The organism is Gilliamella sp. wkB308, assembly GCF_001690185.1.
In the GTDB taxonomy this organism is placed as follows: Bacteria; Pseudomonadota; Gammaproteobacteria; order Enterobacterales; family Orbaceae; genus Gilliamella; species Gilliamella apicola_I.
In genome coordinates this window covers 13,221-34,724 of the sequence record NZ_LZGN01000040.1, presented here as the reverse complement: position 1 = coordinate 34,724, position 21,504 = coordinate 13,221, and the positions used below count along the sequence as shown (strand labels likewise).

At 36.7% G+C, this 21,504-nt stretch carries 19 protein-coding genes and 1 tRNA gene; 15 read left to right on the top strand and 5 right to left on the bottom strand.

The window, feature by feature from the left end:
* Positions 1-6 precede the first annotated feature (6 nt).
* From trpB to truB, 8 genes are all read left to right on the top strand, one after another.
* Positions 7-1,200, top strand: a complete 1,194-nt coding sequence (trpB, locus tag A9G10_RS10615; protein WP_065559536.1) for a tryptophan synthase subunit beta — start codon at positions 7-9, stop codon at positions 1,198-1,200.
* Positions 1,197-2,003, top strand: coding sequence for a tryptophan synthase subunit alpha (gene trpA, locus A9G10_RS10610; RefSeq protein ID WP_065559535.1), 807 nt, complete (start codon positions 1,197-1,199; stop codon positions 2,001-2,003). Before trpB ends, trpA begins: the two co-directional genes overlap by 4 nt.
* A 237-nt stretch (positions 2,004-2,240) precedes the next feature.
* A tRNA-Met gene (locus A9G10_RS10605) sits at positions 2,241-2,317 on the top strand.
* A gap of 189 nt (positions 2,318-2,506) precedes the next feature.
* Positions 2,507-2,968 carry a ribosome maturation factor RimP gene (gene rimP / locus A9G10_RS10600; protein ID WP_065559534.1) on the top strand — a complete coding sequence of 154 codons (462 nt, stop codon included), beginning with the start codon at positions 2,507-2,509 and terminating at the stop codon, positions 2,966-2,968.
* A 16-nt stretch (positions 2,969-2,984) separates the two neighbouring features.
* Positions 2,985-4,460: a transcription termination factor NusA gene (gene nusA, locus A9G10_RS10595; protein WP_065559533.1), complete on the top strand. Its 1,476-nt coding sequence runs from the start codon at positions 2,985-2,987 to the stop codon at positions 4,458-4,460.
* A gap of 17 nt (positions 4,461-4,477) precedes the next feature.
* A complete protein-coding gene (infB, locus tag A9G10_RS10590) occupies positions 4,478-7,132 on the top strand; it encodes a translation initiation factor IF-2 (RefSeq protein WP_065559532.1) in 2,655 nt (884 codons plus the stop codon).
* Positions 7,133-7,201: 69 nt separating this feature from the next.
* Complete coding sequence (gene rbfA / locus A9G10_RS10585; protein WP_065559531.1) at positions 7,202-7,579, top strand: 30S ribosome-binding factor RbfA; 378 nt, start codon at positions 7,202-7,204, stop codon at positions 7,577-7,579.
* Positions 7,580-7,650: 71 nt separating this feature from the next.
* Entirely contained in the window at positions 7,651-8,568 is a 918-nt protein-coding gene (gene truB, locus A9G10_RS10580) for a tRNA pseudouridine(55) synthase TruB (RefSeq protein WP_442903224.1), read from the top strand.
* 71 nt (positions 8,569-8,639) lie between these two features.
* Here the strand turns inward: truB and A9G10_RS10575 are convergent, their stop codons facing one another.
* Positions 8,640-9,689 carry a LacI family DNA-binding transcriptional regulator gene (locus tag A9G10_RS10575; RefSeq protein WP_065559529.1) on the bottom strand — a complete coding sequence of 350 codons (1,050 nt, stop codon included), beginning with the start codon at positions 9,687-9,689 and terminating at the stop codon, positions 8,640-8,642.
* A 177-nt stretch (positions 9,690-9,866) separates the two neighbouring features.
* On the opposite strand from A9G10_RS10575, the gene A9G10_RS10570 reads away from it, so the two are divergent.
* The 3 genes from A9G10_RS10570 to dnaB all read left to right on the top strand — a co-directional run bounded on the left by A9G10_RS10570 (position 9,867) and on the right by dnaB (position 13,135).
* Positions 9,867-10,886 (top strand): aspartate-semialdehyde dehydrogenase, encoded by a 1,020-nt coding sequence (locus A9G10_RS10570; protein ID WP_065559528.1) that lies wholly within the window; start codon positions 9,867-9,869, stop codon positions 10,884-10,886.
* Positions 10,873-11,664 (top strand): tRNA pseudouridine(38-40) synthase TruA, encoded by a 792-nt coding sequence (gene truA, locus A9G10_RS10565; RefSeq protein WP_065559527.1) that lies wholly within the window; start codon positions 10,873-10,875, stop codon positions 11,662-11,664. The genes A9G10_RS10570 and truA overlap by 14 nt, the downstream gene beginning before the upstream one ends.
* 61 nt (positions 11,665-11,725) lie before the next feature.
* Complete coding sequence (gene dnaB / locus A9G10_RS10560; protein ID WP_411599245.1) at positions 11,726-13,135, top strand: replicative DNA helicase; 1,410 nt, start codon at positions 11,726-11,728, stop codon at positions 13,133-13,135.
* Between the two features lie 76 nt (positions 13,136-13,211).
* On the opposite strand, the gene A9G10_RS10555 is transcribed toward dnaB, so the two are convergent.
* Genes A9G10_RS10555 through A9G10_RS10540 form a run of 4 tightly spaced genes read right to left on the bottom strand, consistent with a single transcriptional unit; the run spans position 13,212 to position 16,722 of the window.
* The gene (locus A9G10_RS10555; RefSeq protein WP_065559525.1) at positions 13,212-14,042 is read right to left on the bottom strand and encodes a metal ABC transporter permease; all 831 of its coding nucleotides are present in this window, start codon (positions 14,040-14,042) and stop codon (positions 13,212-13,214) included.
* A complete protein-coding gene (locus A9G10_RS10550) occupies positions 14,039-14,905 on the bottom strand; it encodes a metal ABC transporter permease (RefSeq protein WP_065559524.1) in 867 nt (288 codons plus the stop codon). The genes A9G10_RS10555 and A9G10_RS10550 overlap by 4 nt, the downstream gene beginning before the upstream one ends.
* Positions 14,906-15,802: a manganese/iron ABC transporter ATP-binding protein gene (locus A9G10_RS10545; protein WP_065559523.1), complete on the bottom strand. Its 897-nt coding sequence runs from the start codon at positions 15,800-15,802 to the stop codon at positions 14,906-14,908.
* Positions 15,802-16,722, bottom strand: coding sequence for a metal ABC transporter substrate-binding protein (locus tag A9G10_RS10540; RefSeq protein WP_065559522.1), 921 nt, complete (start codon positions 16,720-16,722; stop codon positions 15,802-15,804). The genes A9G10_RS10545 and A9G10_RS10540 overlap by 1 nt, the downstream gene beginning before the upstream one ends.
* Positions 16,723-17,313: 591 nt before the next feature.
* Between A9G10_RS10540 and tssB the strand changes: the two genes are divergently transcribed.
* From tssB to tssL, 4 genes are all read left to right on the top strand, one after another.
* Positions 17,314-17,814, top strand: a complete 501-nt coding sequence (tssB, locus tag A9G10_RS10535) for a type VI secretion system contractile sheath small subunit (protein WP_065559521.1) — start codon at positions 17,314-17,316, stop codon at positions 17,812-17,814.
* A gap of 71 nt (positions 17,815-17,885) precedes the next feature.
* Positions 17,886-19,418, top strand: a complete 1,533-nt coding sequence (gene tssC / locus A9G10_RS10530) for a type VI secretion system contractile sheath large subunit (RefSeq protein ID WP_065559520.1) — start codon at positions 17,886-17,888, stop codon at positions 19,416-19,418.
* Positions 19,419-19,470: 52 nt separating this feature from the next.
* Positions 19,471-20,823 carry a type VI secretion system baseplate subunit TssK gene (gene tssK, locus A9G10_RS10525; protein ID WP_065559519.1) on the top strand — a complete coding sequence of 451 codons (1,353 nt, stop codon included), beginning with the start codon at positions 19,471-19,473 and terminating at the stop codon, positions 20,821-20,823.
* A gap of 9 nt (positions 20,824-20,832) precedes the next feature.
* The gene (tssL, locus tag A9G10_RS10520) at positions 20,833-21,498 is read left to right on the top strand and encodes a type VI secretion system protein TssL, short form (protein ID WP_065559518.1); all 666 of its coding nucleotides are present in this window, start codon (positions 20,833-20,835) and stop codon (positions 21,496-21,498) included.
* Positions 21,499-21,504: the final 6 nt, after the last annotated feature.

Below are 21,504 nucleotides of genomic sequence, written 5' to 3'. Positions count from 1 at the left end.
ATGGTTATGTCTAAATTAAATCCTTATTTTGGTGAATTTGGCGGGCAATATGTCCCTCAAATATTAATGCCGGTCCTTGAACAACTTGAGGATGCTTTTATCTCTGCGATCAACGATCCCAGTTTCCAACAAGAGTTTAACGATTTGTTAGTTAACTATGCAGGTCGACCTACAGCACTCACATTATGTAAAAATTTAACGGCGGGTACGAAAACTAAACTCTATTTAAAACGTGAAGATCTTGTGCATGGTGGGGCACACAAAACAAATCAAGTATTAGGGCAAGCTTTATTAGCCAAAAGAATGGGAAAAACGGAAATAATTGCCGAAACCGGTGCTGGGCAGCATGGCGTAGCGTCAGCTTTAGCATGCGCACTACTAGGTTTAAAATGCCGCATTTATATGGGCGCAAAAGATGTTAAGCGCCAAGCACCTAATGTCTTTAGAATGCGTTTGATGGGTGCAACAGTTATTCCTGTTGAAACGGGTTCTGCAACATTGAAAGATGCTTGTAACGAGGCATTACGAGATTGGTCTGGTAGTTATGAAAAAGCACATTATATGTTAGGCACAGCTGCCGGACCGCATCCTTTTCCAACTATTGTCCGAGAGTTTCAACAAATGATTAGCCGTGAAGCAAAACAGCAAATTTTAGAAAAAGAAGGTCGCTTGCCTGATGCTGTCATTGCTTGTGTGGGTGGGGGGTCAAACGCTATTGGGATGTTTGCCAATTTTATTGAAGATGAATCGGTCAGATTAATTGGTGTTGAACCGGGTGGTCATGGTATTGAAAGTGGCGAGCATGGCGCATCACTAAAACATGGTAAACTGGGCATTTATTTTGGGATGAAATCGCCAATGATGCAAACCGATGAAGGACAAATTGAAGAATCTTATTCGATATCTGCGGGTTTGGATTTTCCATCGGTTGGACCTCAACACGCATATTTAGACAGTATCGGACGGGCTGATTATGTATCGATTACTGATGACGAAGCATTAGCGGCTTTTAAGGCTCTATCACGTAGTGAAGGCATAATTCCCGCATTAGAGTCATCGCATGCCTTAGCGTACGCTATTAAGATGATCAAAGTAAATCCAAACAAAGAACAGTTATTAATCGTCAATTTATCTGGTCGTGGGGATAAAGATATCTTTACTGTTTATGATATTTTAAAAGCAAAAGGAGAAATAGAATGAGCCGCTATCAAAAACTATTTGATAAGTTAAAGCAAGAAAAACGAGGTGCATTTGTTCCTTTTGTTCCCGTAGGTGATCCTAACCCAGAACTTTCGTTACAAATAATTCAAACATTAATTGATGCGGGGGCTGATGCGTTGGAACTTGGCATCCCATTTTCAGATCCTATGGCGGATGGTCCCACCATTCAAAACGCCAATATTCGGGCATTTCAAGGCGGTATCACCGTTGATAAATGTTTTGAAATTTTAACCAAAATCCGACATGATAATACTCATATTCCAATTGGATTACTCATCTATGCTAACTTAGTATTCAAAAATGGTATTGATAACTTTTATGCTAAATGCGCTAAAGCAGGGATAGATTCAGTATTGATTGCAGATTTACCTGTTGAGTATGCGCAAGAGTTTCTAGGCTCAGCTGAAAAACACGATATTGCACCTATATTTATTTGTCCACCAAATGCCGACGATGAAGTGATTAAAAATATTGCTAAATATGGTAAAGGATATACTTATTTAGTGTCTCGTGCTGGTGTGACAGGGACTGAAAATCGTGCCAATAAACCTCTTACCCATTTATTGAAAAAACTCATTGAATTTAATGCGCCTCCTGCAATTCAAGGATTTGGTATATCTGATCCTAACCAAGTGAGTGAAGCAATTAAATCGGGAGCAGCGGGAGCCATTGCTGGTTCTGCGACAGTCAAAATTATTGAACAACATTTGGATAATCCACAAAAAATGTTGCATGAATTAGCCATTTTTGTCAATAAAATGAAAAATGCAACTGTAAAATAGTTTCCCAAAAAGCATTATCCAATATTCATCACAAAAACACGTTTTTCCGCTGAAAATTCAGCGGAATTCCTTATGATTTAATTAGAAAATATTATAATGTATTTTAAAGTGAGTAATTAAAAAAATAAGACAAAATCACTATCTGAAATATTTCAATAACTTCAAGTAAAACTGTTAAAAAAGCGTGATTTTCAGTTGCATTTTTTTCAAAATATAGTATACTCATCAACCATCTATCGCGGGGTGGAGCAGCTTGGTAGCTCGTCGGGCTCATAACCCGAAGGTCGTTGGTTCAAATCCAGCCCCCGCAACCACTTAACTTTTCATCCATAACCATTTATCCTGTTATTATTGCATGAAAGTTCGAAACAAGTGGCTTCATTATAGTTAGTTTTAAATGTAAGCCTCGCATGTCGAGGTTTTTTTACGTTTTGATTTAAGCGTAAGTTTTTAAGGAATGTTGGGCTTCATGCCCTTTTTTATTTTCTGCAGTGGAGGTTTGTTTGGCTAATATAGAGCAACAATTGACCGATATCATTCAAGAGCCTGTTAATGCGCTTGGTTTTGAATTAGTCGGTATTGAATATATCCGTGGCCGTTACCCAGTGTTACGAGTTTATATTGATAGTGAAGAGGGTATTTCTGTTGATGATTGTGCTGATGTTAGCCGACAAATTAGTGCGGTACTTGATGTCGAAGATCCTATCAAAGATGCCTACAATCTTGAAGTCTCATCACCAGGTATGGACAGACCATTATTCACGCTTGAGCATTATAAACGTTTTATTGGTGAAGAAATTACGATGAGTTTACGTATCCCTGTTGCTAATCGTCGTAAATGGAAAGGACATATTAAATCCATTGATAATGAGATGATTACATTAACAGTTGATAATAATGATGAGGTATTTGCTTTTAGTAATATACAAAAAGCAAACATTGTACCTAATTTTAACCTTAAATAGAGTACGGGTGTAAAGGATGAATAAAGAAATTTTAGCTGTTGTTGAAGCGGTATCAAATGAAAAAGCACTTACGCGAGATAAAATTTTTGAGGCGTTAGAAACCGCATTAGCGACGGCAACCAAAAAGAAACATACAGTTGATATTGATGTTGTCGTTAAGATTGATCACAAAACGGGTGATTATGACACATTCCGTCGTTGGCTTGTTGTGAACGAAGTTACTCAACCGACGAAAGAAATGACTTTAGAAGCTGCGCAATACGAAGATCCTTCAGTAAAAATTGGTGATTACGTTCAAGAGCAGATAGAATCGGTTGCCTTCGACCGTATTACTACGCAAACAGCCAAACAAGTGATTGTGCAAAAAGTTCGTGAAGCTGAACGTGCGATGGTTATCGACATGTTTAGAAATCGAATTGGCGATATCGTAACAGGTATTGTTAAAAAGACTAATCGTGATAGCGTTATCCTTGACTTAGGAAATAATGCTGATGCGATGATGTCCCGCCATGATATGTTACCACGTGAAAACTTTCGTATAGGCGATAGAGTTCGAGGCATCTTGTATTTAGTTGAACAAGATAACAAACCGGCACAACTTTGTATTAGTCGTTCAAATCCACAAATGATGGAAGAGTTATTCCGCATTGAAGTACCAGAAATTGGCGAAGAAATGATTGATATTAAAGGCGTTGCTCGTGATCCAGGTTCACGCGCGAAAATCGCAGTAAGCAGTAATGATCGTCGTATCGATCCTGTTGGTGCTTGTGTTGGAATGCGTGGTGCGCGTGTTCAGGCTGTATCCAATGAATTTGGTGGTGAGCGTATCGATATCGTTTTATGGGATGACAATCCGGCACAATTTGTAATTAATGCTATGGCGCCTGCCGATGTAGTTTCCATTGTTGTTGATGAAGATAAACATACAATGGATGTTGCTGTCAATGCCGACACTTTACCACAGGCAATTGGTCGTAACGGTCAAAATATTCGTTTAGCTTCGCAGCTGACCGGCTGGACATTAAATGTCATGAGTACCGAAGATTTACAAGAAAAGCATCATGCAGAATCATTTGCAGCAATTAATAATCTGATTAAACATCTGGACATTGATGAAGAATTAGCAAAACTTTTAGTAGAAGAAGGATTTACCTCACTGGAAGAACTTGCTTACGTTCCTGTTGATGAATTGCTTGAAATTGAAGAACTTGATGAAGAACTCGTTGAAGCATTAAGAAATAGAGCCAAAGATGCATTAACTACCATAGCATTAGCGAATAGTGGTGATAAACGACCTGCGCAAGATTTATTAGATTTGCCAGGTATGACACAAGAATTAGCCTATCAATTAGCCCAACATGATGTAATCACCTTGGAAGACTTAGCTGAACAAGGTACAGATGATCTAGTCGGGATTGAAGGTTTAACAAGTAACCAAGCTGGCGACTTTATTATGGCTGCTCGTAATATTTGTTGGTTTGCAAATGAATAATTGAGGGATAGTAATACATGACCAAAGTATCAATCGAAACACTGGCTCAAGAGATAAATACTCCAGTGCAAACACTTTTGCAACAGTTTGCTGATGCAGGCATTAAAAAAACTGCAACAGATACTGTTACACAAAAGGAAAAAGAAGCTTTGCTTGCGCATCTAAATCCTCAGCAAGGCCCAACAAAATTAACGTTACAACGTAAAACACATTCTACCTTGAATGTATCGAGTGGCGGTGGCAAAAGCAAAGAGATTAAAATAGAAGTACGCAAAAAACGTACGATTGTTAAACAAGATCCTGCTGAACTTGAAAAAGCACGACTTGAAGCAGAACGTAAAGCCAAACAGGAAGCTGAATTAAAAGCACGTAAAGAAGCTGAAGCGCAAGCACAATTAGCTGCTCAAGAAGCCAAAAAACGTGAAGAGGCCGAAGCTGAAAAACGTGCACAAGAAGCAAAAGAAGCTGAAAAAGCAGCAGAACAATCAGTGACACCTAAGGTAAAAAAAGCACAAGAAGAAAAAGCGCGTCTTGAAGCTGAAGCTAACGAAATTAAACGTAAAGCTGAAGAAGAAAATCGTCGCAAACTAGAAGCAGAAGCTAAACGCATGGCTGAAGAAGCGCGAAAATTAGCTGAACAATATAGCGATGCTGATGATAATGACAACAATGGTGATGATGAAGATTATCATGTTACTACGTCTAAATTTGCACGCGCAGCAGAAGACGATACCGACCGTGAAGTTGAAAGCGCACGTGGTCGAGGTCGTAATGCAAAACAGACCAAACAGAAAAAAGGCAGCAAATTATCTGAAGGTAAAGCAGAACGTGAAGAAGCACGTGCTGTTACTCGTGGTAATAATAAAAAGAAAGGTAAAAGTACCTTACAACAAAGTTTTAATAAACCTGTGCAAGCGGTTAACCGAGATGTGGTTATCGGTGAAACGATTACCGTTGCTGAACTCGCTAACAAAATGGCAGTAAAAGGTTCAGAAGTCATCAAAACGATGATGAAAATGGGGGCAATGGCAACCATTAATCAGGTTATCGATCAGGAAACAGCTCAACTAGTTGCTGAAGAAATGGGACACAAAGTCGTTCTTCGTCGTGAAAATGAACTAGAAGAATCTTTAATGAGTGATCGTGATACGGGTGCAGAAAAAGTTTCACGGGCTCCGGTTGTGACCATTATGGGACATGTAGACCATGGTAAAACTTCATTGCTTGACTATATTCGTAAAGCAAAAGTTGCCTCAGGCGAAGCAGGTGGTATTACTCAGCATATCGGTGCTTATCATGTTAAAACAGCAAATGGTGAGATCACTTTCTTAGATACACCAGGACATGCGGCATTTACTTCAATGCGTGCTCGTGGTGCAAGAGCAACCGATATTGTTGTTCTTGTTGTCGCAGCAGATGATGGCGTCATGCCTCAGACTATCGAAGCAATCCAACATGCTAAAGCTGCAAATGTACCCATGGTTGTTGCCGTAAACAAAATCGATAAACCTGAAGCCGATCCAGAACGTGTAAAAGGTGAACTTGCACAATATGGTGTTATGTCAGAAGATTGGGGCGGCGACACACAATTTGTTCATGTATCAGCTAAAGCGGGTACAGGTATAGATCAACTGCTTGAAGCCATTTTGTTACAAGCGGAAGTGCTTGAACTCACAGCTTACGAAACCGGTATGGCAAGTGGTGTGGTTATTGAATCATTCCTTGATAAAGGTCGTGGTTCTGTTGCTACAGTACTTGTTCAATCAGGAACATTACGTAAAGGTGATATCGTTCTATGTGGTTTTGAATATGGTCGTATTCGTGCGATGCGTAATGAATTAGGTAAAGAAGTGACCGAAGCAGGTCCATCAATTCCTGTTGAGATACTTGGTCTATCGGGTGTACCTTCTGCTGGTGATGAAGCAACTGTTGTCCGTGATGAAAAGAAAGCACGTGAAGTGGCATTATATCGTCAAGGAAAATTCCGTGATGTTAAACTTGCTCGTCAACAAAAAGCGAAACTCGAAAACATGTTTACTAACATGACTGAAGGTGATGTATCTGAACTTAATATCGTATTGAAAGCTGATGTTCAAGGTTCGGTTGAAGCGATTTCTGACTCATTACTTAAACTCTCAACCGATGAAGTTAAAGTTAAAATTATTGGTTCGGGTGTGGGTGGAATTACCGAAACGGACGCATCGCTTGCTGCGGCTTCAAATGCCATAATTTTAGGCTTTAACGTACGTGCCGATGCTTCAGCTCGTAAAGTGATTGAAACAGAAAATTTAGACCTTCGCTACTATTCTGTTATTTATGATCTGATTGATGAAGTGAAACAAGCCATGAGCGGTATGTTAGCACCAGAGTACAAACAAGAAATTATTGGTCTTGCTGAAGTCCGTGATGTGTTTAAATCACCTAAATTTGGTGCAATTGCTGGTTGTATGGTCACTGAAGGTGTGGTTAAACGTCATAATCCAATCCGTGTTTTACGTGATAACGTGGTTATTTATGAAGGCGAACTTGAATCACTACGTCGCTTTAAAGATGACGTTAATGAAGTTCGTAACGGTATGGAATGTGGTATTGGTGTACGTAACTACAATGATGTTCGTGTTGGGGATTCAATCGAAGTCTTTGAAACAATCGAAATCAAGCGTACAATCTAAGATTGATAATACAACCATGTTATAGGCAAGGTTTATACCTTGCTTATTCATATTTTAAGGAAAGTAGATATGGCAAAAGCATTTAACCGCTCATCTCGCGTTGGACATGAATTGCAAAAAGAAATTGCAATCATATTACAACGAGAAATTAAAGATCCACGTCTAGGCATGGTTACTGTTTCGGGGGTAGATATTTCACGTGATCTATCTTACGCTAAAGTATTTGTGACATTTTTAAACGACGATGATCCACAAGTTATTGAGCAGGGTCTAACCGTACTCAATGATGCGAAAGGATACATTCGTACTTTAATTGGCAAAGCTATGCGATTACGCATTATTCCAGAAATCAAATTCTTTTATGATGAATCATTGGTTAAAGGTATGCAAATGTCTAGTTTGGTCTCTGATGTTATCAAACAAGATAACGAACGTCATAAAGATTAATTTTATTGGGCAATAAAACTTCAAAAAAAGAAGTTGGTTACAATTACATTACACGTTAATACAAAGTCTACATCATGAATATAAAAAAAACTCGCCGTGATCTTCACGGCGTTTTATTGTTAGATAAACCACAAGGCATGACATCCAATGATGCATTACAAAAAGTTAAACGACTTTTTAATGCGAAAAAAGCGGGGCACACAGGCGCTCTTGATCCTTTAGCCACCGGCATGTTACCTATTTGTTTAGGTGAAGCGACCAAATTTTCTCAATATTTGTTAGATTCTGATAAACGATATCAAGTTATTGCTAAGTTAGGTGAACGAACAGATACGTCAGATGCAGACGGTCAAATCATCTGTTCTAAACCAGTCAATATTACTCAATCACAAATTGATGAAGCATTAACGCATTTTCGTGGGGATATTTTACAAGTGCCAACCATGTTTTCTGCATTAAAGCACCAAGGTAAACCACTTTATGAATATGCTCGGCAAGGCATTCTCATTGAACGAGAAGCAAGGCCCATTACCGTTTACGAAAATCAATTTATCCAATTTGATACCAATACTCATGAATTAACTTTAGAAATACATTGCTCTAAGGGAACGTATATTCGAACGATTATTGATGATTTAGGAGAATTACTGGGTTGTGGTGCACATGTTATTTATTTAAGACGTCTGCAAGTTTCTAATTATCCCATTCAACAAATGGTGACTTTAGATACTCTACACAATTTAGCTGATAAAGATGCTTTATTAATGCCAGTAGATAGCCCAATGAATGCGTACCCAAAAGTCACACTCACTGAACAACAAGGTAAGCATATTTTATTAGGTCGAACGATAGAAATTGATACGGTCATTAATGATAAGATGATTTCGCCTCAAGAAACGTTAGTCAGGATTTATCAAGATCAAACATTTATTGGTGCGGGCGTTCAGATAAAAAATAAACTTTCACCAAAACGATTGATATCATCATAGTTATAAAACAGAATCCAACAGAAATAAACGTTCTGTCACGATTAATAATAGCGACGATGTTTAATTACTGACTAGTTAATCAATAGGGATTCTGTTTCAACAAGGTGGTATTGCAATGTTGATGCACTTTTTTGTTTAAGTATGTCACAAAGTAAACGGGCTGATTTTCTTCCCATATTAGATAAAGGTTTATAAATTCGGCTAATCTGGTCTAATTCATTATATTGACGATCTTTTGAATGATTAATATAAGTAATAGCGATAGGGGTCGTTAGCTGATCCTTGCTTTGATTCACTTGATGCAATATTCCCAGTACCGCAGCAAAAGGATGTTGGGAATTTTTCTGATCATAATATTGTTCATCCAAATAATTTAAATGAATGTTATCTGTGCAAATAATCGCAGTGGGTGGTTTATTACTTTCAATTAATTTTTTGATAGCCGATCGCCCTTGCTCATAACTAAAGCAATGATGAATTAGGTAATTAGAATCAAACGTAATATTAGACCTTAGCAAGGCTTGTTGATAACCTTGTAAAAAAAGTGTTGAACTCATTTTATGACGGTCATTAATGATAACTGCAATTTTTTTATGCAACTGATGCACTAAATATTGAGTGATATTAAAGGCTATGGTTAAGTGATCAAAATAAACGCAATTAAAATCAAGCGAAAAATGGTTAACCAAAATAATTGGTGGCAAGGTGAGTTTATAATTTTTAAGGATATCTAAATAGGGAGCATCATTGATAATCACAATACCGTCAAAAATGTTTTGCGTGACATATCGGATCAAATGATGAATATCATTTTGACTGGAATAAGCAAAACGTAAATAAAAAAATTGGTATCCCGCTTCTTTTAAACCAGTTTCCAACCCAATATTGATCAAGCTTTGTGAGAATAATTGATTATCAATAATTAAAATTTTTTGCGTTTCACACTCGACATGATAGGGTTTAATATTAAAGGGTGTATCAATCCCCAACTCCTCAATTGCTTTATAAACACGTGATTGTGTTAATGCAGAGGTTAAATTGGGCGTGTTTAATACTCTTGACACGGACGCAATTGATAAATTTGCCTTTTGGGCAATCATAGCTAAAGTAACTTTATTCATAAAATAGGATTCTAAAGTGTTACATGATGCATCACTTTAATCGTAATTTTATAATGAGTAACGGATAAAAAATGAATTTGTCGATCTTGCTTCCAAAATTAATAGCTCTTTTTTTTCAGCTATCCTTACAAATATAATGTTATAATCTTTGTTAAATTTTATTGATTGGGTTTATATATGTCAGCATGGAATATTGCCATTGTTGGTGCGACAGGACAAGTAGGTTCTGCGCTCATTGAGTTACTGCAAGAGTATACTCAAAAAAATCATAGTATTGAAATTGATAACCTCTACGTAGTCGGCAGTGATAACAGTGCTGGCGAGATTATTCGATTTGCAGGTAAAAATTTAACGGTTATTGATAGTGCTCAAATGGACTTTAGTCAATGCCATTTTGCTTTTTTTGTCGCGGGTGCGAAAACCAGTGAAAAATATGCTCAACAGGCAGCACAAGCAGGATGCATTGTTATTGATGCAAGTGGTTATTTTGCTGATCAAGATCATATTCCACTAATTGTGCCACAAGTGAATAATCATGTTTTAGCCGAATACCGTAACGAAAACATTATTGCGGTAGCTAGTGCCCCTGTTTCTCAATTACTTCGCTGTGTTGCGCCTTTAACGGATATCGAGTTACTCACTAATTTGCATGTAACAAGTTTCATTCCCTCTTCAATGTATGGCAAACCAGGCGTTGAAGAACTGGCTGGTCAAAGTGCTCGATTATTAAATGGTATGCCTGTTGATAATGACTTATTTGACAAACAGCTTGCTTTCAATCTGTTACCTATTTCACATGAATCTGATAATTCAACATATGGTGAAAAATCACTGATAAATCAAATTCGTAAAGTTATCAATAATTATCAACTGCCAATATCGATTGAATCGGTTATTGTTCCGGTATTCTATGGACTTGCTCAATCGGTAAATGTTTCTAGCAGTTTACCGATTGAATTAGATATGGCACGTTTTAGCGAATATGGTGTTGAATTACAAGGGGACACGCTTTCAACACCTGTTACTGAAGTTAATGCCGAATCAGAATCTAATTTGACGATTAAATTATCCAATTTAAGGCATAGTTTTGGTCATTATGAACAAATCCAATTTTGGTCGGTTGCTGATAATATTCGCTATTTAGGTGGAATAATGCTCATCCAGACGCTTGAGATGCTGATTAATGACTACCTCTAGAATTGCACTGGGTATTGAATATGACGGAAGTGAATATTTTGGTTGGCAACGCCAACAATCCGTTGATTCAGTCCAAGAAAGATTAGAGTCTGCTTTATCGGTTATCGCTGATGAGCCTATTACGGTTTTTTGTGCAGGTCGAACCGATGCGGGAGTCCATGCAACAGGACAGGTTATTCACTTTGAAACAAAAGCACAACGATCTCACAGTGCTTGGACAATGGGGGTCAATTCCCACTTACCGCCAAATATTGCGGTGCGTTGGTCTCAACCTGTTGCGGAAAGTTTTCATGCAAGATTCAGCGCAACTGCTCGACGTTATCGTTATGTAATTTATAATCACCGTTATCGTCCTGCAATTTTATCAAAAGGGGTTACGCATCATTATTTACCCCTAAATGAAAAGCTCATGCATGAAGCTGCACAATATCTGTTAGGAGAAAACGACTTTTCCTCATTTAGAGCCGCACAATGTCAGTCGTTAACGCCTTGGCGAAACATTCATCAAATTAGTGTAACCAGACAGGGGGACTATGTGATTGTGGACATAAAAGCGAATGCGTTCGTACATCATATGGTGAGAAACATCGTCGGCAGTTTGCTAGAAGTGGGTGCTGAAAATCAAAAGCCACGATGGATTGATGATTTATTAAAAGCTAAAGATAGAACACGGGCGGCTGCAACAGCAAAACCGGAAGGTTTGTATTTAGTTCAGGTGGATTATCCACTAGAATATCAGATACCTAATCTTGCATTAGGCCCCTTATTTTTAAGCTAGCGAAATGATAAGCTTAAATATGAATTAAATTAAAAAGATGAATCTAATGAATACTGATGAAATCATTACCAATAAAGACGGTAATAATCAAAATGCGAAAAATGCTAAACTACATAGCTTAAAGTTGCCTCCCCATTCTATAGAGGCAGAGCAAGCTGTTCTTGGTAGTTTAATGCTGGATAATCTGCGTTGGGATGTCGTTGCTGAAATGATTACCGAACGGGATTTTTATTCACGTCATCATCAACTTATCTTCGCTGAAATGCATATTTTAGTCGGTAAAGGAACACCAATAGATTTAATTACGCTTTCAGAAAGTTTAGAAAGTAAGGATTTGCTTGCTGACGTGGGCGGATTTGCTTATCTGGCTGAATTATCTAAAAACACCCCGAGTGCCATCAATGTTGTGGCATATAGTGATATTATCCGGCAACAAGCTATATTACGTGAACTTATCAGCGCATCAAATGAGATTGCAGATAACTGTTATGCGACAGAAGGGCGGGACAGTAGTGAAATATTGGATTTAGCTGAAAGTAAAATCTTTCAAATTGCCGAAAGCCGTACCAAGCAAGGAGAGGGACCAAAAAGCATAACTGAAGTACTGGAAGCGACGGTCGCTAAAATCGAAGAGCTTTTCCAACGTCCGCATGATGGCGTAACAGGCGTTTCAACTGGTTTTTTAGATTTAGACAAAAAAACAGCAGGTTTACAACGTTCAGATTTAATCATTATTGCCGCACGTCCTTCGATGGGAAAAACAACTTTCGCCATGAATTTGTGTGAAAATGCCGCAATGATGCAAGAAAAACCGGTATTAATATTCAGTTTAGAAATGCCTTCAGAGCAAATTATGATGCGTATGCTCGCTTCACTTTCACGGGTAGACCAAACACGTATTCGTACTGGTCAATTACAAGATGATGATTGGGCTCGTATTTCAAGTACCATGGGTATTTTACTTGAAAAGAAAAATATTTATATCGATGATTCTTCCGGATTAACGCCAATGGAATTACGTTCCCGTGCCAGACGTATTTATCGCGAACATAAAGGGTTAAGTATGATTATGGTCGATTACCTGCAGTTGATGCGAGTGCCGAATATGTCAGAAAATCGAACATTGGAAATAGCTGAAATATCACGATCATTAAAAGCATTAGCCAAAGAATTACAAATTCCGGTTGTTGCACTATCACAGCTAAATCGTAGTCTTGAACAACGCGCAGATAAAAGACCAGTGAATTCGGATTTACGTGAATCAGGATCGATTGAACAAGATGCCGATGTAATCATGTTTATTTATCGTGATGAAGTATATAACGAAGCATCTGAACACAAAGGCATTGCCGAAATTATTTTAGGTAAACAGCGTAATGGTCCAATAGGTAAAGTAAGATTAAAATTCCAAGGTCAATTTTCACGCTTTGATAATTATGCTGATTCCAGCAAATATATGGATGATGAATAGTTAAAAAATTCCAAAGCGAAAATTGCGTAAATGTCATATTGACTAACAAGCCACATTTACGCAATTTTATTAATGGTTAATTTTGACGGCTTTTAATATAGGCATAACATTGTGCAAAAACAAAAATAGTTGCTTGTAAAATCACAATGCAAGCACTGGTAGAAGCGTCTAAATGATAACTGATCAATGTTCCCATAACGGTTGAAAAGACAGAAATTAACACCGCAATAACTAACATTCTTTCAAATCTTTTACTGATTAAAAAAGCAGTAATACCTGGTGCAATCAACATAGCAATGACCAATATAACCCCAGCTGCTTTTAGCGATCCTACAATAGTTAAAGCTAGAATACTCAGTAATCCATAATGTAATAATCGAACGGGTAATCCTACCACTCTCGCTTGAACAGGATCAAAACAATAAAGCATGAGATCACGACGCTTAATGATAACAATAATAGACACGACAGCGGCAATAAAAATAATTTGTATTAATTCTGCATAACTTGTACCAAGCACACTACCAAATAAAATATGGTTCAAATGTTGCGACGTATCAACTTTAGAAAATAGCACTAAACCGAATGCAAACATACCCGAAAACACAATTCCCATGACGGTATCTTCTTTAATTCGGCTGTTTTCTTTTATATAACCGGTAGCAACTGAGCAAAATAAGCCTGACACAAAAGCCCCGATAATAATGGGAATCCCGGCTAAGAAAGCAAGAACAATACCGGGTAATACCGCATGTGATATCGCATCGCCCATTAATGACCAACCTTTCAAAACTAAAAAGCACGATAGTAGGGCACAAACTATACCGGTTGCAAGCGCGGCTAAAATGGCTCTTTGCATAAGAGGAATCGTAAAAGGATGAAAAATGAAATACCCTATATCAATCATACTTTATCCCCTTTACTTAAGCGAAGTTGTCTAATTTTACGGCGATTAGAAATTAATCCTTGTTTAGGTGCAAATAGAAAGGCAAAAATAAAAACTAACGTTTGCAAAGTAACAATAACGCCACCGGTTTCACCATTTAAAAAATAACTAAACCATGCTCCAATAGCACTGGTTAGTGCACCAATTACTACCGAAATAATCAATAAATGTGAAAATCGATTAGTTAGCAAATAAGCGGTTGCACCGGGCGTGACAACCATTGCGATAACTAAAATTGCCCCGACCGTTTGTAAAGCTGCAACTGTACAAGCACTCAAAATAGTAAAAAAAAGGATTTTTAAAGGTAAAGGTCTCAATCCGATCGATCTGGCATGGATTTCATCAAAAAAAACGACTAATAAATCCTTCCAGAATAATAATAAAAGTACAATTGAAACCAATATGATAATCTGTACTTGCCACATATCACTATCATCAATACCTAAAATATTACCAAAAATAATTGTCTGGGCATTAATAGAAGTCGGATTTAAGGAAAGAATTAATAAACCAATCGCAAAAAAAGTAGAAAAAATAAAACCAATAATGGCATCTTCTTTTAATCGGGTTATTGCTCTTACCATGGTGATTGAAAGTGCAGCCAATATCCCCGTAAAAAAAGCCCCCACTGAATAAGGTAAACCCAGTGCATAAGCTCCGGCAACACCAGGGACAACTGAATGAGATAAAGCATCGCCCATTAATGACCAGCCCTTTAACATTAAAAAGGCAGATAAAAAAGCACAAGCTGCGCCGACAATGCTACTTACCCAAATGGCTTTTAGCATAAAGTCATAACTAAATGGTTCAAGAAGGAGTTCCATTTATTGCTGTCCTTTTAGTTCATAATCATGATGTTCAACAAGTAAATCTTGATGAGGAGAATCATCTTTACCTTCACCATAAAATATTGCTGCACGTTCATCATCGGTTAATATAGATACCTTGCGAGGATCTTCATCTTCATGTAACTTTTCACCCGAAAGACTTAAATAACGCAAAGCACCGCCAAAAGTAGTCATTAAATTTTGAGGGGTAAACGTGGCTTGGGTTGATCCAAAAGCAAGAACAGTTTGATTGATCAAAACAACTTGATCACAAAATTCAGGCACACTACCTAAATTATGGGTAGAAACTAAAATTAAATGCCCTTCATTACGAAGATCTTTCAAAAGTTCAATAATGGCATTTTCTGTTTTAACATCAACCCCAGTAAAAGGCTCATCTAATAAAAGAACTTTACCTTGTTGAGCTAACGCTCTGGCTAAAAATACACGTTTTTTTTGACCGCCAGAAAGCTCGCCAATTTGTCGATGTTTAAAGTCGAGCATATCAACACGCTTTAGGGCAATATCAACTTGTCTTTTATCCTCTTTACTTGGAATGCGTAAAAAAGACATATGTCCATAACGTCCCATCATTACTACGTCAGACACTAACACAGGAAAATCCCAATCAACCTCTTCCGTTTGGGGTACATAAGCAATAATATTTTGTTTTAATGCTTGTTTTACAGGCGTATTATTAAAAGTCACTTGTCCTTTAGTTGGTCGTATCATCCCCATAATGCTTTTAAAAAGTGTGGATTTACCACTACCATTAACGCCAACCAGTGCACATATAGTGCCACCATGTAAGCTAAAACTTGCATCATGAATAGCAGTGTGACCATTATTATAGGTCACAGTAATATCATCAACGTTTAGGCAAATTTGAGTCATTAGTTTTCGAACCCCTTAGCTATGGTTTCAACAGTCACTTTTAATAGATCGATATAGGTTGGTACTGGGCCATCTTTAGTTGAAAGTGAGTCAACATATAACACACCGCCATACTTAGCGCCCGTCTCTTTACTTACCTGCTTAGCCGGTTTGTCCGAAATCGTACTTTCACTAAAAACAACCGGAATATTATTTTTACGAACAGTATCAATAAGATTTTTAACTTGTTTAGGTGTACCTTGCTGCTCAGCATTAATAGGCCACAAATACGCTTCTTTAAGATTATAATCTCTTGCCAGATAACTAAAAGCCCCTTCACTGGTGACTAACCAACGTTGAGATTCTGGAATTTTGGCTAGGCGTTCTCTTAATGGCGCATCAAGGGCTTTAATCTTAGCAACATAATCGGCAGCATTCTTATTGTAAATATCGGCATGTTTCGGATCATATTTAACAAAAGCAGCACGAATATTTTCAATATAAGTTAAAGCAAGTGTCGGAGACATCCAAGCATGTGGATTAGGATTACCTTTATAACTTCCTTCCTGAATTGGCATAGGTTCAATTCCTTCTGTTACCGTAACCGAAGGAACATCTTTAATATCTTCAAAAAAACGTTTAAACCAAAGTTCTAAATTAAGGCCATTCCATAATACTAAATCGGCAGAAAGTGCTTTGGTAATATCTTGAGGGGTTGGATCATATTCATGAATCTCGGCGCCAACTTTAGTAATTGACTCAACTATCGCTGCATCGCCCGCAATATTTTGTGCGATATCTTGAATCACGGTAAATGTTGTGACAACTTTAAATTTTTTTTCTTCAGCGATTGCAGTGTTAGCCACGCCAGTAAGAATAATTAATGACGCAAAAATTAATTTTAATAACGTTTTACGACTTTTGATAGAATTGAATTTCATTAGCAACTCCTATTTAATAATACACTCAATCATCTTCAAGATACCGAGAAATCAAGGAAAACGTGAAAGCTAAAAAGAAATCTTTTTCATAATAGCTTCCTTTAACTATTCAATAAAGTGATAAAAATAAATACACTTTAAATGTTAATGAGAATTATTATCATTTAAGTCGCTAAAGTCAAATAAATTTGTTCAATTTAGTCAATTTTTAAATTATTAGATAACATATTTTAAATAAATATTTATTGAAAAAGGAGATAGCCTTATCTATTAGAATAATAGCTATTTTAATAATTGATTTATTGAATTAACTATAATTAAAAAAAATTTAAAAAATTGAATCAATATTAAATTTGATAAAATTTATTTAAAAATGATTAAAAAACAATCCATCAGTTCATATCTGCGACATCATCAAAAACCTTTATTTTGCTAGAAAAATAAGCAAATTTTAACAAAATTTCTTTATGAAAAAATTAATTAATTTAAGCGTTAAGATTGTAATTAATTCGTAAATCGTGTAATTTATTCATAACTTAAGGGTAATTATTTATTTTAGCCTTTAAAGGGAATGGAAATTTAGGAGAAATTATGTCAAACAGTTATCAAAATGAAGTCCCAGCTGCTCGCGTGAATATCAGTTTAGATTTACACACTGGCGGAGCCTCAAAGAAAGTTGAACTACCACTTAAAATTTTGTCAATTGGCGATTATGGTCGTGGAAAAGACAAACGTTCACTTTCTGAAAAAGAAAAAGTATCGATTAATAAAAATAATTTCGATGCTGTGTTAAACGATTTTAGACCAGAAGCTAAAATAAGTGTACCAAATACACTTGCAGATGATGGTAGTGACATCAGTGTTGATTTGGTGTTTGAATCTATGAAAGATTTTTCACCAGAACAAGTCGCTAAAAAAATCCCACAACTTCGTTCTTTACTTGCTATGCGCAATCTATTACGAGATTTGAAATCAAATCTATTAGATAACGCTACTTTCCGCTATGAACTTGAAAAAATAGTGAAAGATCAACAACTCTCTGATGAGCTTCGTGCTGAATTAGAGTCAATTGTATCTGAAAGTAAAAAATAGAATTTTTAATCAATCAAGACTAAATTTGCACAGCAAAATATAAAGTTTGATAAAATTAAGAGATAAAAGTAATGAACGTACAAAAACAAAGCAATGCTAGTAAAGCAACTGTAGTAGAAGAGAATGGTAGTGTTTACCAATCTTTATTCGATAAAATCAATTTAAGTCCAATCAAAAAAGCGGGTGAAATTGATAAATTTGAAGATAACGAAGTATTATTTGAAGCTTCACAAGATGAACGTGTCACAATGGCGATCGATATATTGCTAAAATTGATCCAAAGTTCATCACAAAAGATTGAAAAATTAGATAAACACCTATTAGATTATCATATCAGTCAAATAGACCAAAAATTAAGTCGCCAACTTGATGCTATTATGCATCACGAAACGTTCCAAGAAATCGAAGGAACATGGCGTGGATTAAAATTCTTAGTTGACCGTACTGATTTCCGTCGTAATGTCAAAATTGAACTTTTAGATGTTTCAAAAGAAGAATTACGTCAAGACTTCGAAGATGCGCCAGAAATCATCCAAACAGGTTTCTACCGTCACACTTATATTCAAGAATATGACACACCGGGTGGTGAACCAATTGGTGTAACAATTTCAAATTATGAGTTTGACCGCAATTCACAAGATATTGCTTTATTACGTAATATTTCTAAAGTTGCAGCTGCTGCACACATGCCATTTGTAAGCTCTGTTGGTCCAAAATTCTTTGGTAAAGAAACCATGGAAGAAGTTGCCGCAATTAAAGATATTGGCAACTATTTCGACCGTGCAGAATACACCAAATGGAACAGCTTCCGTGAAACTGATGATTCACGTTACATCGGCTTAACTTTACCAAGAGTACTTGCTCGTCTGCCTTATGGACCAGATACAATTCCAGTACGTAGCTTCAATTATGTTGAAGATGTTAAAGGACTTGATCACAACCGTTATTTATGGACTAATGCATCTTATGCGTTTGCAGCAAACATGACTCAAAGCTTCATTCGTAATGGTTGGTGTGTACAAATTCGTGGACCGCAAGCTGGTGGACTAGTTGAAGATTTACCAATTCACCTTTACGATTTAGGTACAGGTAATCAAGTAAAAATTCCTACTGAAGTGCTTATCCCTGAAACACGCGAATTTGAATTTGCAAATTTAGGATTCATCCCATTATCTTTCTATAAAAACAGAGATTATGCATGTTTCTTCTCTGCGAACTCAACGCAAAAACCAGCACTTTATGATACAAAAGAAGCAACAGCAAACAGCCGTATTAATGCTCGTTTACCTTATATCTTCTTATTATCACGAATTGCTCACTACTTGAAAGTTATTCAACGTGAAAATATTGGTGCGACTAAAGACCGCCGTATGTTAGAACTTGAATTAAATAAATGGATAAGCAACCTTGTCACTGAAATGACAGATCCAAGTGATGAAGTTCAAGCAGCTCACCCATTAAGAGAAGCAAAAGTTATTGTTGAAGATATTGAAGATAATCCAGGATTCTTCCGTGTTAAAACATTCTTAATTCCTCATTTCCAAATCGAAGGAATGGATATTAATTTATCAATGGTATCACAGATGCCAAAAGCTAAATCATAAGTATTAGCTTTTACTTGATTTCATTAATATCTTTTAAGGAGTGTTAGGACACATGAAAATATTTCGTCCTTTATGGAATGAAGGCGTCTTTTTGACGCCTCAACAATTTCAACAACAAGCGTTGTGGGATCAATTCACTTCACAAAAATTAGCCACTCTAGCGGTGGCTAACCCATGGGGAATTGAAAGCCTATCTATTGATTTGCAGGCACTAACCTTCGATCGATTACAAGCAGAATCAATTAGTATCCGATTTTCTGATGGTGTTGTTATCAATACCGATATAGCAGACAAACTACCGGAAGCAAGAATATTAAATACCGATATACCGGTCGAACTTGAAGAAGTAACCGTATTTATTGGTATACCATTACTGCAAGCCAACGGCGGTAACTGTTTACAAGAAAATCAACGTCTTGAACGTCCACTGAGGTATAGACAAGAATGGGTAGAAGTTACCGATTTATTGGGGCAAAATGTCGAAACTATAGCAGTTGAGCATTATGCGTTAACATTCTTATTTGATTTTGAAAATCATAGTGACTACCTAACTTGTCCTGTAGCACGTTTAAAACGAGATCTAAACGGGCGATTTGTACTTGATCAAGAATATCTTCCACCAATGTTAAATCTGCATACACAAAGCGGAACATTAGTTAAAGAACTTGAATTATTATGTGTTCAAATGCAAGCCAAACGGCAACATTTAACAGGAATGCGCCATGAGCGAAATCAACAAATGGCTGAATTTGCCACCGCTGATGTGTCATTATTCTGGTTATTAAATGCATTAAATACCTATGAACCTCAACTCAAATTTTTACGAGATAATCCAACGATTCATCCTGAAAAGCTTTATCAAACATTAACAGCCTTGACGGGTGCGTTATTAACTTTCTCATTATTAAATAATGTGGATGGTATTCCAGCTTATCAGCATGATAATCTTAATGAAGTTTTTCCTCCATTATTTGGATTAGTACGCAACTTACTAGAAGAAAGCTTACCGTCTCGAGTAATTAAAATTGAATTAGTTCATGACAAAGACACACTATGGACTGGACGATTAAATGATTCTCGTCTTGTTGAAGATGCTGACTTCTATCTTTCAGTACGCTCAAGTATGCCAGGTCATCAATTACAATCACGATTCCCAATCTTATGTAAAGCAGGTGCACCTGATGATGTAAGACAAATTATACATTCTGCGTTATCCGGTATTCCAATTAAAGCACTTAGCCATGTTCCGGCAGCTATACCAGTGCGTTTGGACAATCAATATTTTGCATTAGATCTTTCACATGAAGCGGCAAAAAATATGTTACTTACACGCTGTTGTGAATTTTATGTACCACGTGCAATGCCTGATATTTCGTTAGAATTATTCGCCGTATTGCGGTCATAGGATCAAATTATGAGCATAGAATCAAAAGCAATTAATATTGACGAATTATTACGAGATTCCATTTTAGTTGTAGTGCAGTTAAAAGCTAAAGCTGATATTCCATCGGGACATAAATTGTATGAACTATGTAAGCAACAAGTTATAACCGTACGAGAAAAATTACATCAAGCGCAGTATAGCCAAGATGTAATTGATGATATCAGTTATGCTTTATGCGCTTTATTAGATGAAACAGTATTACTTTGTCATCGAGATAATCCGAAAAATCAAGATTACGATGAATGGTTAGGTTCGCCATTACAAGTTATCTATTTTAACACGCACAGCGCAGGTGATGACCTATTCGATAAAATTCGTTCTCGCTTAAAAGCCGATAGAAAAGAAGGAATTGTTTTAGCATGTTTTGACCGAGTATTAGGACTTGGTTTCCAAGGTTGTTATCTTGATAGACCTCAAATGGAACGAGAGCACTTGATACTCGCGCTACGTGAAGCTTTACGAGAATATGAGCCAGAACAATCATATCCAATCATAGAACAGACCAAAACATATCGTTATCAGTTTAGAAAAACCATTCTATTAGCTTGTACTGTCGTATCGGTTATTGTCGTTATTGGGCTTTACTTTTTATTGGATAATCAACTAGACAACTTAGTTAAGCAACTTGTTGGTTAAAAAGGT

What these genes read in the sequence shown, in the direction of transcription:
- trpB (WP_065559536.1), top strand. Translation starts at nt 7, where the DNA reads ATGTCTAAATTAAATCCTTATTTTGGTGAATTTGGCGGGCAATATGTC.
- trpA (WP_065559535.1), top strand. Translation starts at nt 1,197, where the DNA reads ATGAGCCGCTATCAAAAACTATTTGATAAGTTAAAGCAAGAAAAACGA.
- nusA (WP_065559533.1), top strand. Translation starts at nt 2,985, where the DNA reads ATGAATAAAGAAATTTTAGCTGTTGTTGAAGCGGTATCAAATGAAAAA.
- infB (WP_065559532.1), top strand. Translation starts at nt 4,478, where the DNA reads ATGACCAAAGTATCAATCGAAACACTGGCTCAAGAGATAAATACTCCA.
- rbfA (WP_065559531.1), top strand. Translation starts at nt 7,202, where the DNA reads ATGGCAAAAGCATTTAACCGCTCATCTCGCGTTGGACATGAATTGCAA.
- A9G10_RS10575 (WP_065559529.1), bottom strand. Translation starts at nt 9,689, where the DNA reads ATGAATAAAGTTACTTTAGCTATGATTGCCCAAAAGGCAAATTTATCA.
- A9G10_RS10570 (WP_065559528.1), top strand. Translation starts at nt 9,867, where the DNA reads ATGTCAGCATGGAATATTGCCATTGTTGGTGCGACAGGACAAGTAGGT.
- truA (WP_065559527.1), top strand. Translation starts at nt 10,873, where the DNA reads ATGACTACCTCTAGAATTGCACTGGGTATTGAATATGACGGAAGTGAA.
- A9G10_RS10555 (WP_065559525.1), bottom strand. Translation starts at nt 14,042, where the DNA reads ATGATTGATATAGGGTATTTCATTTTTCATCCTTTTACGATTCCTCTT.
- A9G10_RS10550 (WP_065559524.1), bottom strand. Translation starts at nt 14,905, where the DNA reads ATGGAACTCCTTCTTGAACCATTTAGTTATGACTTTATGCTAAAAGCC.
- A9G10_RS10545 (WP_065559523.1), bottom strand. Translation starts at nt 15,802, where the DNA reads ATGACTCAAATTTGCCTAAACGTTGATGATATTACTGTGACCTATAAT.
- A9G10_RS10540 (WP_065559522.1), bottom strand. Translation starts at nt 16,722, where the DNA reads ATGAAATTCAATTCTATCAAAAGTCGTAAAACGTTATTAAAATTAATT.
- tssB (WP_065559521.1), top strand. Translation starts at nt 17,314, where the DNA reads ATGTCAAACAGTTATCAAAATGAAGTCCCAGCTGCTCGCGTGAATATC.
- tssC (WP_065559520.1), top strand. Translation starts at nt 17,886, where the DNA reads ATGAACGTACAAAAACAAAGCAATGCTAGTAAAGCAACTGTAGTAGAA.
- tssK (WP_065559519.1), top strand. Translation starts at nt 19,471, where the DNA reads ATGAAAATATTTCGTCCTTTATGGAATGAAGGCGTCTTTTTGACGCCT.
- tssL (WP_065559518.1), top strand. Translation starts at nt 20,833, where the DNA reads ATGAGCATAGAATCAAAAGCAATTAATATTGACGAATTATTACGAGAT.